15 protein-coding genes are annotated in these 15454 nt (G+C 74.7%); 10 read left to right on the top strand and 5 right to left on the bottom strand.

Annotation, left to right across the window (positions count from 1 at the left end; all coding sequences use genetic code 11):
- Positions 1-29 precede the first annotated feature (29 nt).
- Together BEP24_RS10350 and BEP24_RS10345 are read left to right on the top strand one after the other, a co-directional pair.
- Positions 30-1193, top strand: coding sequence for an exonuclease SbcCD subunit D (locus BEP24_RS10350; protein WP_065963050.1), 1164 nt, complete (start codon positions 30-32; stop codon positions 1191-1193).
- Positions 1193-4258: an AAA family ATPase gene (locus BEP24_RS10345; RefSeq protein WP_065963047.1), complete on the top strand. Its 3066-nt coding sequence runs from the start codon at positions 1193-1195 to the stop codon at positions 4256-4258. Before BEP24_RS10350 ends, BEP24_RS10345 begins: the two co-directional genes overlap by 1 nt.
- A gap of 69 nt (positions 4259-4327) precedes the next feature.
- Here the strand turns inward: BEP24_RS10345 and BEP24_RS17590 are convergent, their stop codons facing one another.
- On the bottom strand, positions 4328-4504 hold the full coding sequence (locus BEP24_RS17590) for a hypothetical protein (RefSeq protein ID WP_171898792.1): 177 nt from the start codon (positions 4502-4504) through the stop codon (positions 4328-4330).
- Positions 4501-5304: a class E sortase gene (locus BEP24_RS10340; protein ID WP_253181661.1), complete on the bottom strand. Its 804-nt coding sequence runs from the start codon at positions 5302-5304 to the stop codon at positions 4501-4503. The genes BEP24_RS17590 and BEP24_RS10340 overlap by 4 nt, the downstream gene beginning before the upstream one ends.
- 87 nt (positions 5305-5391) lie before the next feature.
- Here BEP24_RS10340 and BEP24_RS10335 point away from each other — a divergent pair, with 87 nt between their 5' ends.
- Entirely contained in the window at positions 5392-5838 is a 447-nt protein-coding gene (locus BEP24_RS10335) for a GNAT family acetyltransferase (RefSeq protein ID WP_065963077.1), read from the top strand.
- Positions 5839-5918: 80 nt separating this feature from the next.
- On the opposite strand, the gene BEP24_RS18185 is transcribed toward BEP24_RS10335, so the two are convergent.
- A complete protein-coding gene (locus tag BEP24_RS18185; protein ID WP_366556884.1) occupies positions 5919-6131 on the bottom strand; it encodes an EamA family transporter in 213 nt (70 codons plus the stop codon).
- A gap of 652 nt (positions 6132-6783) precedes the next feature.
- On the opposite strand from BEP24_RS18185, the gene BEP24_RS10325 reads away from it, so the two are divergent.
- The 6 genes from BEP24_RS10325 to BEP24_RS10300 all read left to right on the top strand — a co-directional run bounded on the left by BEP24_RS10325 (position 6784) and on the right by BEP24_RS10300 (position 13355).
- Entirely contained in the window at positions 6784-7953 is a 1170-nt protein-coding gene (locus BEP24_RS10325) for a CPBP family intramembrane glutamic endopeptidase (protein WP_065963044.1), read from the top strand.
- 9 nt (positions 7954-7962) lie between these two features.
- Entirely contained in the window at positions 7963-9819 is a 1857-nt protein-coding gene (gene recQ / locus BEP24_RS10320) for a DNA helicase RecQ (RefSeq protein ID WP_065963041.1), read from the top strand.
- A 140-nt stretch (positions 9820-9959) separates the two neighbouring features.
- Positions 9960-10703 (top strand): lysophospholipid acyltransferase family protein, encoded by a 744-nt coding sequence (locus BEP24_RS10315; RefSeq protein ID WP_065963039.1) that lies wholly within the window; start codon positions 9960-9962, stop codon positions 10701-10703.
- Between the two features lie 116 nt (positions 10704-10819).
- A complete protein-coding gene (locus BEP24_RS10310) occupies positions 10820-11272 on the top strand; it encodes a hypothetical protein (protein ID WP_065963037.1) in 453 nt (150 codons plus the stop codon).
- 496 nt (positions 11273-11768) lie between these two features.
- Positions 11769-12365, top strand: a complete 597-nt coding sequence (locus tag BEP24_RS17585; RefSeq protein WP_171898793.1) for a M23 family metallopeptidase — start codon at positions 11769-11771, stop codon at positions 12363-12365.
- Between the two features lie 60 nt (positions 12366-12425).
- Positions 12426-13355: an NAD(P)-dependent oxidoreductase gene (locus BEP24_RS10300; protein WP_253181659.1), complete on the top strand. Its 930-nt coding sequence runs from the start codon at positions 12426-12428 to the stop codon at positions 13353-13355.
- Between the two features lie 70 nt (positions 13356-13425).
- Here the strand turns inward: BEP24_RS10300 and BEP24_RS10295 are convergent, their stop codons facing one another.
- On the bottom strand, positions 13426-13647 hold the full coding sequence (locus tag BEP24_RS10295; RefSeq protein ID WP_065963034.1) for a hypothetical protein: 222 nt from the start codon (positions 13645-13647) through the stop codon (positions 13426-13428).
- A gap of 57 nt (positions 13648-13704) precedes the next feature.
- Positions 13705-14229, bottom strand: coding sequence for a MarR family transcriptional regulator (locus BEP24_RS10290; protein WP_065963032.1), 525 nt, complete (start codon positions 14227-14229; stop codon positions 13705-13707).
- 144 nt (positions 14230-14373) lie between these two features.
- On the opposite strand from BEP24_RS10290, the gene BEP24_RS10285 reads away from it, so the two are divergent.
- Positions 14374-15381 (top strand): alpha-E domain-containing protein, encoded by a 1008-nt coding sequence (locus BEP24_RS10285; RefSeq protein ID WP_065963031.1) that lies wholly within the window; start codon positions 14374-14376, stop codon positions 15379-15381.
- The last annotated feature ends 73 nt before the right edge of the window (positions 15382-15454 follow it).

Below are 15454 nucleotides of genomic sequence, written 5' to 3'. Positions count from 1 at the left end.
ATGTCGTCCGCCCCCGCTAGCGTGACGGCATGCGCATCCTGCACACCGGCGACTGGCACCTCGGCCGCACGCTGCTCGGTGCGGACCTGCTCGAGCACCAGGCCGCCTTCACCGACTTCCTCGTCGAGACGGTCCGTGCGCGATCGGTCGACCTCGTCGTCATCGCCGGTGACGTCTACGACCGCGCGATCCCGCCGGTCGACGCCGTCCGGATCCTGTCGCGCACGCTCGAGCGGCTCGCCGAGACCGCCACGGTGGTCCTGACGCCGGGCAACCACGACTCGGCCGCGCGGCTCGGTTTCGGCGCCGGGGTGATGCACGACCGCGTCCGGATCCTCGCCGAGCCGGCGGGCATCGCGACGCCCGTGCTCCTGTCCGACGACGCCGGACCGGTCGCGGTGTACGGCATCCCCTACCTGCACCCCGACCTCACCCGCCACGCCCTCGCCGCCGTCGCCGACGAGCCCCTCGCCCGCTCGCACCAGGCCGTCCTCGGTGCGGCGACCGAACGCGTCCGGGCAGACCTCGCGTCCCGCCCGGGCACCAGGAGCGTCGTCGTCGCACACGCCTTCGTGGGCGGAGCCGCGCCGAGCGACAGCGAGCAGGACATCCGGGTCGGCGGGGTCGACGTGGTGTCCGCGTCGGTCTTCGACGGCGTCGACTACGTCGCACTCGGCCACCTGCACGGCCCGCAGCGCGTCGGGCCGGACGACCGGATCCGGTACGCGGGCTCCCCGCTCGCGTTCTCGTTCGGCGAGCGGCACCAGCGCAAGAGCGTGACCGTCGTCGACCTGGAGGCCGACGGATCGGTGACGGTCGAGCTCGTCCCGACCCCCGTGCCGCGCCGGCTCGTCGACGTCCGCGCGACGATCGCCGACGTCGAGTCCGGCGCGCACGCGTCCGACGCCGACGCCTGGGTCCGCGTCGCGGTGACCGACACCGTCCACCCCGAACGGATGTACGCCCGCGTGAAGGACCACTTCCCGCACGCCCTGGCGATCACCCACGAGCCCGCGGAACGGCCCGAGCGTGCGGTCGCCACGGCGGTCTCGGCGACGTCCGACCCCGTCGAGGTCGCCGCCGACTTCGTCGCCTTCGCCACCGGCGCGGCACCGAGCGAGGACGACCGCGCCGTCCTGACCGAGGCGTACGAGGCCGCACTGCTCGCGATGCACGCCGACGGGGCCCGCTGATGTACCTGCACCGACTCGACCTGCAAGCCGTCGGGCCCTACCCCGACCTGGTCTCGATCGACTTCGCCGCGCTCGCGGCGTCCGGGGTGTTCCTGCTCGAGGGCCCGACCGGCTCGGGCAAGTCCACCATCATCGACGCCGTCGTGTTCGCCCTGTACGGCGGGCTGGCGGGCGAGTCCTCCACGCCCGACCGGCTGCACAGCCAGCACGCCGACCCCGGGGTCGAGCCCTTCGTCGACCTGGTGTTCGAGACGGGTGCCGGCGTGTACCGGGTCCGACGCACCCCGCAGTACGACCGCCCCAAGCAGCGCGGCACGGGCACCGTGCGGCAGCAGGCGTCCGCGCAGCTGTTCCGGCTCGCGCACCCCGCCGACACCGTGGGCGAGCCGGTCTCGTCCCGCATCCCCGAGGTCGGGCTCGAGGTCGCGCGGATCGTCGGACTCGACAAGGTCCAGTTCCTGCAGACCGTGGTCCTGCCGCAGGGGGAGTTCGCGCGCTTCCTGCGGTCCCCGGGCGAGGAACGCCGCAAGCTCCTGCAGTCGCTGTTCGGCACGCAGGTCTACGACCGCACCGCCGAGGAACTCGCCGCCCGACGCCGGGCCGTGCAGGCCGAGGTCGAGGGCGCCGACGCCCGCGTGCGCGACGCCCTCAGCCGCTTCGCCCAGGCGGCCGGGGTCGACGACCCCGACGAGCAGCAGGTCGACGCGACGGTCGCCGCCCTGCGGTCCACCGCCGACGAGGCCGCGGCCGCGCGGGACGCCGCCGTCGCCGCGGCACAGGCTGCGGCGCTCCGGGAGCAGACGGTCCGCGCCCGGGTCGCCGCCCGCGAGCGCCGGGCCGCACTGCTCGACCGGCAGCGCGCGCTCGACGACGGCGCCGCCCGGATCGCCACCGTGCGCGAACGGCTCGGACTCGCCGCCAGGGCGACCCCGGTCGTGCTCGCCGCCGATGCGCTCGGTTCCGCTCGGGAGCGTGCGACCCGGGCGGCCGAGGCTGCTGCGGCGCTCCGTGCCCGGATCGGCCTCCGGCCCGACGCCGACGCCACCGGACGACGCGCTGCGCTGACCGCGTTCCTGGGCAACGTCCGGCACCTCGTGGCGGTCGAGGACTCCCTGGGAGCCCGACGTCGAGCACGGTCCGACGCGAGCCGACGGGTGGCGGAGCTGCTCGACCGCGCGGCGGCGCTCGACGAGGAGATCGCCGGTCGTCCGACCCAGCGTGCCGAGCTCGTCGAACGGCTCCGCGCCGCCACCGAGCGCGCGGCGGACGCCGAGGCTGCGCGGCTCGAGGTCGAGCGGGTCGCGCACCTGCGTGCCGAACTGGCCGCACGGGACCTGGCGCGCGGGTCGGTTGAGACGGCCGAGCGTGCCGTCGCGACCGCGCGGGCCACGGCCGAGCGTGCACTCGCGGCCGAGCACGACGTGCGGTCGCGGCGGATCGCGGGCCTCGCGGGCGAGCTCGGTGCGGCCCTCGAAGCCGGGGCGCCGTGCCCGGTGTGCGGCGCGGTCGAGCACCCGGACCCCGCGGCACCGCAGGACGACCACCCCGCGGTCGAGGCGGTCGAGGCGGCGTCCCGGGCGACCCGGATCGCCGAGACGGCACTCTCCGACGCCGCGGCCGACCTCGCCGTCGCCCGGGCGCTCCTCGAGCGGCTCGACGAGACGGTCGGTGCCCTCGACGCCGCGACGCTCGCGGAGCGCGCCGCCGCGGCCGACGCCCGGGTGGCCGCCGCCGAGCAGGCAGCGGTCCAGGTGCGTGACCTCGACCGGCAGCGGGACGCACACGACGAGGGCACCACGACCCTCGAACGCGAGCGGGACGCCGTCCGGTCCCGGCACGCGGTGCTGGTCGCCACCGGCGCGGACGAGGACCGACGGCTCGCGGACGACACCGCCGCCGTCGACGCCGCGCTCGGACGGGCGCGCGACCACCTGCGGGCGGAACCGCGGACTGGCGGGGCGCAGACACCCGACCAGCACCCGACCGGAGCGCCCACGGGTCGTCCGGCGTCGAGCGCGCACCCGTCCACCGACGGTCCAGCGACCCTCCACGAGGCGGTCGCAGCGCTCGACCACCTCGTCGCGGAGCTCGACGCGGTCCTCGTCGCCGAGGCCGGGGTCACGACGGCCGAGCGCATCGCCGAGGACCGGCAGCGCGACGTCCGGGCAGCGCTCGACCAGCACGGCCTCGCCGACGTCGCCGACGCCCGGGCAGCTCGCCTGACCGCCGCCGACGAGGAGCGCCTGCGCGCCGAGGTGACGACCGCCGAGCGCGAGCGGGCCGTGGTCGAGGCCGGCCTCGCCGCACCGGACGTCGTCGAGGCGGCCGCGCTCGGCGACGAGCCGCTCGACGTCGACGCCGCACACGAGGCCCGGGTGCAGGCCGCCGACCGTGCCGACACGGCGACCCGGACCGCCCAGTCCGCGGCCGACCGAGCCGGAGCGGCCGCGGCGTGTGCCGCCGACCTCGACCGTGCCGTCCGGTCGCGCGACGCCACCTCGGCCCGCAGCCGCGCGGTCGTGCGGCTCGCCGACGTGGCCTCGGGTGTCGCCTCGGTGAACCCGAGCGGGATCACCCTCGGGACCTACGTGCTCATGCGGCGCTTCGAGGACGTCGTCGCCGCCGCGAACGACCGGCTGCGGGGGATGCTCGCGGGCCGCTTCACGCTCGAGACGTCCGACGAGCGCGAGGCCGGGTCACGCGCCCGACGCACCGGCCTCGCACTGGCGGTGCACGACCACACCACCGACACGCTCCGCGCCCCGGGCAGCCTGTCCGGCGGCGAGACGTTCACGGTGTCCCTGTGCCTCGCGCTCGGGCTGGCCGACGTCGTGCAGGCCGAGGCGGGCGGGGTCGCCCTCGGCACGCTGTTCGTCGACGAGGGGTTCGGCACGCTCGACCCCGAGACGCTCGACGACGTCATCGGGCAGCTCTCGCGCCTGACGGCCGGCGGTCGGCAGGTCGGCATCGTGAGCCACGTCGAGGAGCTCAAGCAGCGGATCCCCGAGCGGATCGCGGTCCGTCGCGCGCCGGGTGGCGGGTCCCGCGTCACGACGACGGTCTGACCCCCACCGCCCGGGACCGACCGTGCCGGCGGGTCAGGGCGTCGGCGTGACGTCCACCGTGCCGGCGGGTCAGGGCGTCGGCGAGACGTCCACGGTCCCGTCGGGCGGCGGCAGGATGTCGGCCGCGATCCACGGGAACACGAAGGTGAAGAGCACCCACACGACCGCGGCGAGCAGCACGAGCAGCTCGAGCACCTTGAGGACGACGGGACCCGGCAGCACGCGCCAGACGAACGGGAAGATCACTGCGGGGTCTCCGAGAGTTCCTTCGGGGTGCCCTCCGAGGCGGGCATCCAGTAGTCGAGCTTGGCGTGCGTGACGTACCGCTCCTTCGCGGACCACATCGGGTGGCAGGCGGTCAGCGTGAGCCAGCGGTCCTCGGCGGAGGGCGCCACACCGGGCTGGTTCGGCACCGGTGCGATCGTCTCGATCTTGTCGGGCGTGACGATCTGCGAGTCGGTGACCTTGTAGACGTACCAGACGTCGAAGCCCTTCGCCTTGTCGGTCACGCGCACGACGACGGAGTCGCCGTCCTTGAGGTCGGCGATCTGGTTGAGGGGCTTGCCGTACGTGACGCGGTGCCCGGCGACGGCGAAGTTGCCCTCGGCGCCCGGCATCGCGGTGTCCTGGTAGTGGCCGAGGCCGATCGTGTTGAGGACCTTCTCGCGGTCGGTGCCCTCGCCGATCGGGCGAACGTAGTCGGCGCCGAAGCGGGGGATCTGCATCGTGCCGAAGACCGAGGTGACGTCCGGCGGCTCGGGCAGCACGGGCGCGGCGTCCCGGTGCTCGGTCCCGGCGGCGGTCGGTACCGGCGTCTGCTCCAGGTCCTGCACGAGGGCGGTCTGCTCGTTCACCGCGACGACGTCCGTCCACCACGCCGTCCACAGCACGTACAGTCCCGTGCCGGCACCGGCGATGATGAGCAGCTCGGCGACGAGCGACACGAGCGCACCACCGACGGTCTGACGGGGACGCCGTCGACCGGTCCGGGTGTCGTCCTCGCCCCGCGCGGATCGCCGCGACGGCATGGTGTCGTGTGCGGTCACGGTGCTCCTGATCCGACGGATGCGGTGGTCGACCAGGTATAGCAGACGTGAGCGTCCGTCCGGTGTGGGCCGCGCTAGCCTGTGGACGTGCCGTACCGCTTCCGGACCTTCCACGAGGACGACACCGACGCGGTCGTCGCACTGTGGGACGCCTGCGGACTCCTCCGTCCGTGGAACGACCCGCACCGGGACATCGCCCGCAAGACCGCCGAGCAGCCCGAGCTCTTCCTGGTCGCCGAACAGACCGATCCGGACGACGACGGGACCCCGGCCCTGCTCGGCGCGGGCATGGCCGGCTACGACGGGCACCGCGGCTGGGTGAACTACCTCGCGGTCCGGCCCGACCAGCAGGGCACCGGCCTGGGCCGTGCCTTCATGGCCGAGTTCGAGCGGCTGCTGCTCGAGCGCGGCTGCCCGAAGGTCAACGTGCAGGTGCGCGCCGGCAACGAGCAGGTGCTCGGCTTCTACGCCTCGCTCGGGTACGCCGAGGACCACGCGGTGTCCCTGGGCAAGCGCCTCGTCGCCGACGACTGACCGACGTCACGCGAGCGAGCCCGACGCGGCAGCCCCGCCGACGTCACGCGAGCGAGCCCGGCCCAGCAGCCCCACCGACGTCACACGAGCGCCAATCCGACGGCCGCCGCGAACGCCAGCCCGACCCCGCTCCACTGCACCGCGGTGAGCCGCTCGCGCAGCACCACCCCCGCGAGCGCGACCGTCCCGATCGGGTACAGCGCGTTGAGCACGCTCACGACCGGCAGGGTCGACGGGTCCTCCCCGGCGCGCAGCGCCGCCTGGATGCAGACGTTCGCCAACGCGTCCAGCACGCCGCACGCGACGACCGTCGCGACGACCCGACGCGACCACCACCGCCACCGCACCGAGCAGCACCGTCTGCACCCCGCGCGCGACGAGCAGCGGCGCGACCCCGGACCCGTCCGGCGTCGCGTCGTAGGCGAGCACGATCCCGCCGAAGCCGCACCCCGCGACCGCTGCCGTGACCAGTCCGACGGCCGTGACCCGCGCGCCCGAGGTGTCGCGCACCGCCGCGACGAGCACCACCGCGACGACCGCCACCACGAGCGCGGCCCACCCCGTCGGCGACAGCACCGTGCCCCGGACCAGGGCGACCACCACGGGCACGACGGCCGCGAACACGGCCGTGAGGGGCGACAACACGCTCATCGGCCCGACGGCGAGCGCGCGGTACAGGAGCAGGACGCCGATCCCGCCGGAGCACCCGGCGACGAGCCCCCAGCCGACGGCAGCCCCCGAGAGGTCGGCACCGACGAGCGGGACCCCGACCAGGAGCGGCACCAGCCCGACCGCGGCGGTGGCCGCCGCGACCGTGACGGCACGCAGGTGCCTCGCCGCGACACCGCCCAGGAAGTCGGCGGCGCCGTAGACGACGGCCCCGGTCAGGGCGAGCAGCACGGTGGTCACGGGTCCCATCCTGCCCGGCCCGGTAGCCTGCGCAGGGTGAGCGTTCCGTACCACCGCCTGCCCCGCGTCGACGCCCGTTGGCGGTGGTGGCGCCCGTTCGTCGCGCTCGCGGTCCTGGCCGGCTGGTACGTCGCGACCCAGGTCGTGCTCGCGGTCGCGTACTTCGTCCCGATCGGCGCCTCGCAGGGTCCCGAGGGGCTGATGCGCTTCCAGCAGGAGCTGTCGAGCGGGGCACTCGACCCCACCGACCCGCTGGTCCTGTCGCTGTCGCTCGTGTCCCTCGTGGTGCTGCTGCCCGGCATCCTGCTCGCCGTGAAGCTCGCGAAGCTCGGTCCCGCGAACGTCCTGTCGTCGACGCGCTTCCGGGTGCGGTGGCGGTGGACCGCGTGGTGCCTGCTGCCCACGCTCGTCGTCGCGGCGATCATGTTCTCGGTCCAGACGATCGGCATGTTCACGTTCGACGGCGGCTTCGGGTGGGACCACGCCGCCATCGGGCACTCGACGGTCTCGGCGGGCACGCTCACGCTGACGATCGTCCTGGTCCTGCTGCTCGTGCCGTTCCAGGGCGCTGCCGAGGAGTACGTCTTCCGCGGCTTCCTCATGCAGACGATCGGCTCGTGGATCCCGGTCCGCGTGGTCGGCACGGTCGTCGCGGTCGTCGTCTCGACCGTCGTGTTCGCCCTGCTGCACATCCCGAACGGCTACAACGTCTGGGGCATCCTCGACGTCGGCTCGTTCGGTCTCGTGGCCGCGATCATCGTGCTGCGCACCGGCGGCATGGAGGCGACGGTCCTCCAGCACGCCTTCAACAACATCATGATCTTCGTGCTGCAGGCGCCGGGGTGGTCGCGGATCGACCTGACGTCGCAGGACGCACAGGGCACGGTCGGCGGGTGGCTCGTCACGCTCGGCACGTCGCTGCTCTACTGGGGGATGGTCGAGGTGCTCGCGACGTGGCGGGGGCTGGACCGGCGGTTCGCCGGTCACGAGGCGCCCCGGTTCCGCGGGACACCGCCCGGGTTCGCGGGTGGGTCGCGGTGGTTCCGGCCGGGAGGCGCGGGCTGGTCGGACGCGCCGGCGCGTGTCGACGACGTGGCCGGGTCGGGTGTCCCCACCGGGTCCGGTGAGCGGGTGGGCTCCGGTGACCGGGCCGGTTCCGACGGACAGGGTGTGGACAGCGCGGTGGGTGTCGCCCGTCGCCCGTAGGCTCGTGCCATGAGTTCCACGCCCGCGCCCGCCGTCGCGCCGGTGTCCCCGTCACGCTCGGCGGCGCTCGACGTCCTGCGCCGGGTGTGGGGCTACGACGACTTCCGGGGTGAACAGGCCGCGATCATCGACCAGGTCGTGTCCGGTGGGGACGCCCTCGTCCTCATGCCGACCGGTGGCGGCAAGTCGCTCTGCTACCAGGTCCCGGCACTCGTCCGCGACGGCGTCGGGGTCGTGGTCTCGCCGCTGATCGCCCTCATGCAGGACCAGGTCGACGCCCTCGCGGCGAACGGCGTGCGCGCGGCGTTCCTCAACTCGACCCAGGGGCCCGACGAGCGCTCGCGGGTGGAGCGTGCCGTCGTCTCCGGCGAGGTCGACATGCTCTACCTCGCGCCCGAGCGCCTGCGGCTCGAGTCGACCCGCACCCTGCTCGACCGCGCCCGCATCGCCCTGTTCGCGATCGACGAGGCCCACTGCGTCGCCCAGTGGGGCCACGACTTCCGGCCGGACTACCTCGAGCTGAGCATCCTGCACGAGCGGTGGCCGACCGTGCCGCGGGTCGCGCTCACCGCCACGGCGACGCCGCAGACCCACCGTGAGATCTCCGGGCGGCTCGGCCTCGACGACGCAGCGCACTTCGTCGCCGACTTCGACCGGCCGAACATCCAGTACCGGATCGAGCCGAAGACCGGCGCGATGCAGCAGCTGCTCACGTTCATCCGCACGGAGCACAGCGGGGACGCCGGCATCGTCTACTGCCTGTCGCGCAACTCGGTCGAGCGCACGGCCGCGGCGCTCGCCGACCAGGGCATCCCGGCACTGCCGTACCATGCCGGTCTCGACGCCAAGGTGCGCGAGCGCAACCAGTCCCGTTTCCTCCGCGAGGACGGCATCGTCATGGTGGCCACGATCGCGTTCGGCATGGGCATCGACAAGCCCGACGTCCGCTTCGTGGCGCACCTCGACCTGCCGAAGTCGGTCGAGGGCTACTACCAGGAGACCGGTCGTGCCGGGCGGGACGGGCTGCCCTCGACCGCGTGGCTCGCGTACGGCCTGAACGACGTCGTGCAGCAGCGCCGGATGATCGACCAGTCCGAGGGTGATGCCGCACACCGTCGGCAGCTCAGCGCCCACCTCGACGCCATGCTCGCCCTGTGCGAGACGATCGAGTGTCGCCGGGTCCGGCTGCTGGCGTACTTCGGTCAGGAGTCCACGCCGTGCGGCAACTGCGACACGTGCATCGCGCCGCCCGAGCCGTGGGACGGCACCGTCCCGGCGCAGAAGCTCCTGTCGACGGTCGTCCGGCTCGAACGTGAGCGCGGGCAGCGGTACGGCGTCGCGCACCTCGTCGACATCCTCGTCGGCAAGCAGTCGCCGCGCGTGCAGGAGCTCCGGCACGACTCGCTGGCGACGTTCGGCATCGGCAGCGACCTGAGCGAGGGGGAGTGGCGCGCGGTGGCGCGGCAGGTCCTGGCGCAGGGCTACGCCGCGGTGTCGGGCGACGGCTACGGCACGATCGTGCTCAGCCCCACGAGCGCCGACGTCCTGAGCGGACGGGTCCGGGTGCTCATGCGCCGCGACCCGGTCAAGGCGCCGCGCACGTCCCGGACCAGGCGGCAGGCCGTGACGGACATGCCGCAGGAGGCCGTGGGCCTGTTCGAGGCGCTGCGGGCCTGGCGTGCGGCGCAGGCCCGCGAGCAGGGCGTCCCGGCGTACGTGGTCTTCAACGACGCGACCCTGCGCGGCATCGCGGCCGTGCGTCCCGCCGACCAGGACCAGCTCGCCGAGATCTCCGGCGTCGGTGCGGCGAAGCTCGAGCACTACGGCCGTGCCGTGCTCGACGTGGTGTCCTCGCACGCCGACTGACCGGCGCGGAGCGCACGGCGGGCGTTGACCCGGGGCCGCTGCGCGGTGTCCCGGGCACCCACCGCGGACCCATGCCGCACGCGGCATGCGGGTCCCGGCGCGCTCACTACACTCGGAGACCCCGCCACGAGGAGGCCCCGGTGTCCGGTTCGACGAAGATCACCACCACGCTCAGTCGCGCGGTGGTGACCCCGCTCGCCCGGATGCTCTGGCGCCCCCGCATCGTCGGTCGGCGCAACGTGCCGAAGCGCGGCGCCGTGATCCTGGCGAGCAACCACCGGTCCTTCATCGACTCCCCGGCGATCACCCTCATGGCGCCGCGGAAGGTCTCGTTCCTCGCGAAGCAGGAGTACTTCACGGGCACGGGCTTCCGCGGTGCGGTGTCGAGGGCGTTCTTCGGAGGCATCGGCGCGATCGGCGTCGAGCGCGGTGCGGGTGCGGCGGCGCAGCAGGCCCTCGACCTGGGGCTGGAACGGCTCGAGGCGGGGGAGGCGTTCGCGATCTACCCCGAGGGCACGCGCTCCCTCGACGGCAGGCTCTACAAGGGTCGGACCGGGGTCGCCTGGCTGGCCCTCACCAGCGGCGCCCCCGTCGTGCCGGTGGCGCTGACCGGCACCGAGGACGTGCAGCCGGTCGGCTCGAAGGTGCCGAAGCTCGCCCGCGTGACGATCGAGTTCGGCGCGCCGATGGACCTGTCCGGCTTCGGTGATGCGTCGTCCGGGCGGGCTCGACGCCACGCGACCGACGCCGTGATGGCGGCGATCCAGGCGTTGAGCGGGCAGGAGCCGGCGAACGCGTACAACAACCCGCCGTCGACGATCGTCGAGCGCGTGCGGCAGGTGCTCCGGCGGGACGACCCGACCCAGGCGGTCGAACCGGACTGATCCTGGAGCACGCTATTGCACATTCTGCATATCAGTGGTTGAATCGGGGACGTGCCCGCGAGCGTCCGAACGCTCGGCGGGCCGGACCACCCGACCTCGATCAGAAGGCACGCAGCATGTCCTCCACCCCGCTCTTCGACTCCATCGCCGACCGCGCCTCCCGTCGGGGCCCGGTCAGCAGCACCGGCACCGCCCAGGCGGACGCCGCCGCGGAGGTCACCGGTCGCTCGAACACCGGTCGCTCGAACCCCGGCCGCACGGGCACCGCGCGTGACGACGCCGACCGTGCCGTCCCGGTGGTGTCGTCGGTCACCTCGGTCACCGCGCCGACCTCTCCCTTCGCTGCACCGGTCCCGCCGCAGCAGTCCGCCCTCGTGCCCGCCGCACTCGTGACCGCCATCGACGCGATCCCGGCGCAGGCGCGCGCGGCGCTCGGGAACGAGCACGTCGTCGGTGCGGAGCAGTTCGGCCTCGTCGAGGCAGTCGCCGACGCCCTGACCCGCGTGGTCGTCGACGCGGTCGTGCACGAGCTCGAGCGCATCACCCGCGACGGTGTCGTCCGCGCCTGACCGCTCTCCGTCCGGTCCGATCATGTCCGCCACCGAGTTCCTTCCGATGCGCGCCGCCCCGCGACGACGTGCCGGCGCTCGACACGTCGCCCCGGGCCGTCGCTCCTCGCGAGCCGGTGTCGCCGGGCCCCCGACCACCGGGGCGGCGGTCCCCCCTGCCGCCGCTCCGGTCTCCTCTCCGCGCCGGGCTGCACGCCGTGCTGCTGCCCCGACGCCTACCGGTGCCGCACGCGGTGCCGGACGCCCCCTGACCACCGGGGCGGCGGTCCCCCCTTCCGCCGTCCCGGTCTCCTCCCCGCGTCGCGCCGCCCGTCGTGCCGCCCCGATCCGGGGCGCGACGCCGTCGGCGGGGCCGCTCCCCGGTACGACGAGGCGGGCGGCTCCGATCGTCCGCGCGACGCCGCCGGCGCGTCCGTTCGTCGGCGCACCGGCCCGGACGGAACGGAGCGCGGCCGCCCACAAGGCGTCCGCCAAGCTCGTCCCCGTCACCGCCGCCGTGCTCGCCGCGTGCCTGTTCGTCGCCGTCGGTGACGCCCGGACGGCGACCGCGGTCCCCACGACGCCCGCGGCCGGACGCGTGACGACGCAGCACTTCGCCGCGCCGTCGGTACCGACGACCACGATCACCCGCGACGGGTACGAGGTCGACGACGACGGGCACCGGTGGCCGCGCACGACGATCACCTCGACCGTGGTCCGACCGGTCGAGGGCGTGGTCCCGATCGCCGGCGGGTTCGGCGGTCGACACGTCGCCGGCTGCGGGGCGTGCTCGACGGACCACCACGGACTCGACTTCGCCGCGCCGAGCGGCAGCCCCGCCCTCGCGGCGATGTCCGGGCGGGTCGTCTCGGCCGGGGTGCTCGGCGGCTACGGCAACCAGGTCCTGCTCCAGCACCCGGACGGCACGCGGACCCGGTACGGACACCTCTCCCGCATCGACGTCCGGGTCGGGCAGGTCGTGACCGCCGGCGAGCAGGTCGGCGCGGTCGGCAGCACCGGGGTCTCGACCGGGCCGCACCTGCACTTCGAGGTCATCGTCGGCGGCGTCCCCGTCGACCCGGAGCCCTGGTTGGCGGCACGCGGCGTGCTGTGACCCGGCCAGGGGAGCCCGCGGCTGCGCGCCGATGTTCAGCCGTCGCCCCGCGCATCCCTCGTGCGCCCCGTCGATCCCCGGACCCGGCGCGTACGGTCGGCCGGGTGGCGGCACGGTGCCGTCACGGGACGGAGACTCGACGTGCGCGTGACGGTGCTGGGAACAGGGACGATGGGGGCCGGCGTCGCCCGGTCACTCCTCCGCGAGGGCCACGAAGTCACCGTGTGGAACCGCAGCGCCGAACGGGCCGCCCCGCTCGCGTCCGACGGCGCCACGGTCGCACAGGACGCCCCGAGCGCGGTCGCCCAGGCCGAGGTCGTGCTGCTCACGCTCTTCGACACGGACGCCGTCGTCGACGTGCTGCGGGCGGCCGGGAGTGCCGCGCCGCGGGACGCCGTGTGGGTGCAGGCGTCGACGATCGGGACCTCCGGGACCGAGACCGTCGTGCGGCTCGCCGAGGAGTCCGGCGTGACCCTCGTCGAGGCGATGATGCTCGGCACGAAGGGCCCCGCCGAGCAGGGGAAGCTCACGATGCTCGCCGCCGGCCCCGCCGACGTGCTGGACCGCGTGCAGCCGGTCCTCGACGCGATCGGTGCGAAGACGGTCCGCGCGGGCGAGCGTGTGGGCGACGGCACCGCGGTGAAGCTCGCCGCCAACGCCTGGATCGCTGCGATCACGGCTGCCACCGGCCAGTCCCTCGCGGTGGCACGCGCCCTCGGCGTCGACCCGCAGCTCTTCCTCGACGCGATCGAGGGATCGGCGAGCGACTCGGCATACGCGCACACGAAGGGCGCGTCGATGCTCGCGGGGGAGTTCCCCGCCCAGTTCGCGCTCGACGGCCTGCGCAAGGACATCGGCCTCATCACCGACGCGGCACGCTCGACCGGGGTGTCGACGACGCTGCTCGACGCACTCGACCGGGTCTACCGCGACGCGAGTGCGGCCGGGCACGGGGACGACGACATCGCCGCGGTCGGTACCGCCTTCTGACGACGACGTCGGTGCCGTGCTCGCGTGCGGTGCCGACGTCCGCGCGGGCACGGTGACCCGGGCCCGCGACTCAGGACCGGCGGAACCACCGCCGGACGGCACCGGCCAGCCGCCCGACCGCCTCGTCGTTCATCGTGTTGGCGAGGTCGAACGCCTCGCGGGCCGGGTCGGCACCACCCCGGATGCGCCGGAGTGCGGCGTCGGCGCGGGCCCGGGCGTCGAGCTCCGCGTAGGGCATGTCGTCCTCGGGGTCGTGCGCCGGTGCCGTACGGGGAGCGTCGTCGGCGGACATGGCGTCAGGCTACGCGCGCACCCCGGGACCCGGCGGCGAGCACACGGTCGAACCGGGCTACGCGCTCCGACGGGCGGGATCGGCCGACTCGATGTCGCGGCCGACCACGCGGGCCATCTGCTCGAGGAACCCGACGACCACGGCCATGTCCGACGGCGGCAGGTGCTCCGCGACCTCGATCGCGCGGTTGTCGAGCTCGTCGATGACCTGCAGGACCTGGCGCATGGAACCACCCGTCGCCGTGAGGAGCACCCCGCGGCGGTCGTGGGGGTCGGCGTGGCGCTCGACGTGACCGCTGCGGACCAGTCGGTCGACGAGGGCCGAGGTGGACGCCGGCGTGATGTCGAGCCGGTCGGCCAGTTCCTTGGCGTTGACGGCGCGGCCCGCGGCCTCGGCGTCGAGCAGGACGCGGAGTGCGAGCAGGGCGTTCTCGCCGATGCCGAGCGCCTCGCGTGCCCGTCGTTGTGCGGCACTCTCGGCACTCCGGTACCGCCGGAGCGCGTTGAGCACGTCCACCGCGTCGACCCTGGAATCCGTTCCGTACCAGAAGCCCGTGGTGGTGTCCGTCACCTCGGTCGTCATGCGGACAATGCTAGACGCTCTAGTTAGGTTGTCTAGCGAGTGCGCGGAGAACGGCTGGTGCGACACACCCGCAACACCGGGGACCTCCGCCCGAAACACCGTCGCAACGCCCCGTCAGTAGGTTCGCCCCATGCAGGAGCCGACGTGCTGAACCGTCTCGCCGGCAGTGTGTTCCACGTCGGGAGCGCGGTCGAGCGTGCCGACGTGGTGGCCCGGATGCTCGACGTCTACGTCGTGCGCGCCGACCTCGGTGCCGACGGGGTCGCGAGCACCGCCGCGCTGCGTTCCGTCCTCGGCGCCGAGGGGCGGCAGCGCGACCCCGGTGCCGCGGCCACGGTCGACGCGCTCGCGCTGGACCGGCACGAACCCGCGTCGATCGCGCACGCGGTCGGGGTGGCCCGCGACCACGCCCGACGTGCCCGCGAGGTGGTCGCGACCGAGCTCTGGGACTGCCTCGACGCCACGCGGTCCCGGATGCCCCGGAAGGTCGCGCTCGACCGGTCGCACGAGTTCCTCGGGTGGGTCCGGGAGCGGAGCGCCCTCGCCGTCGGCGTGGTCGAGGGGGACGCCAGCCGCGACGAGGTCTGGGAGTTCTTCACGCTCGGCCGGTCGTTGCTCCGGTGCGCGGTGACCGCGCGCCTGCTCGCCTCCGAGCTCGTCCACACCGGCCCGGGCGGGACCGCGGACCCGGACCGTCCCGAGCCGGTGTCGACGTCGGGACGACCCGGTGCGTCGGCCGGCGCGGCACCGGACGACCCGGGACCGACCACCCACCAGGACCGCGCGCCGTCGGCGCACGCGTGGACGACGGCGCTGCGCGCGTGCGGTGCGGTCGAGGCGTTCCGGCGCGGGCACGGGCACCGTCCGCCGCGGCCCGCCGACGTCGCGTCGTTCCTGCTGCACGACGCCACGAGTCCCCGCTCGCTCGCGTTCCTGGCGCAGCGCGCCGAGGACTGTCTCGACGACGTCGCGCCGGCGTGCCTGGCCGACGAGGTCGACGGCTTCCGACGGGCACGTGCGGCACTCGGCCGGATCGACGTCGGCGGGCCGGAGGACGCGCTGCGGGCCGCGGTCGCCCGCCTGGCCGCCAGCGTCGACGCGGTGGTCGGCGCGCTCGGCGCACGCGTCTTCGCACCGGCGCCGGTGCGCTGAGCGCACCGGGCCGGCGCGGCCGGTCTCCGGGTGGTCCGCGCCGGCCCGCCACCCGGCTGCCGCGAGGCGCGTG

The sequence above is a fragment of the Curtobacterium sp. UCD-KPL2560 genome, from assembly GCF_001705035.1.
In the GTDB taxonomy this organism is placed as follows: domain Bacteria; phylum Actinomycetota; class Actinomycetes; order Actinomycetales; family Microbacteriaceae; genus Curtobacterium.
Note: the sequence above shows the minus strand (reverse complement) of the source record. Positions and strands in the feature narration are given on the sequence as shown.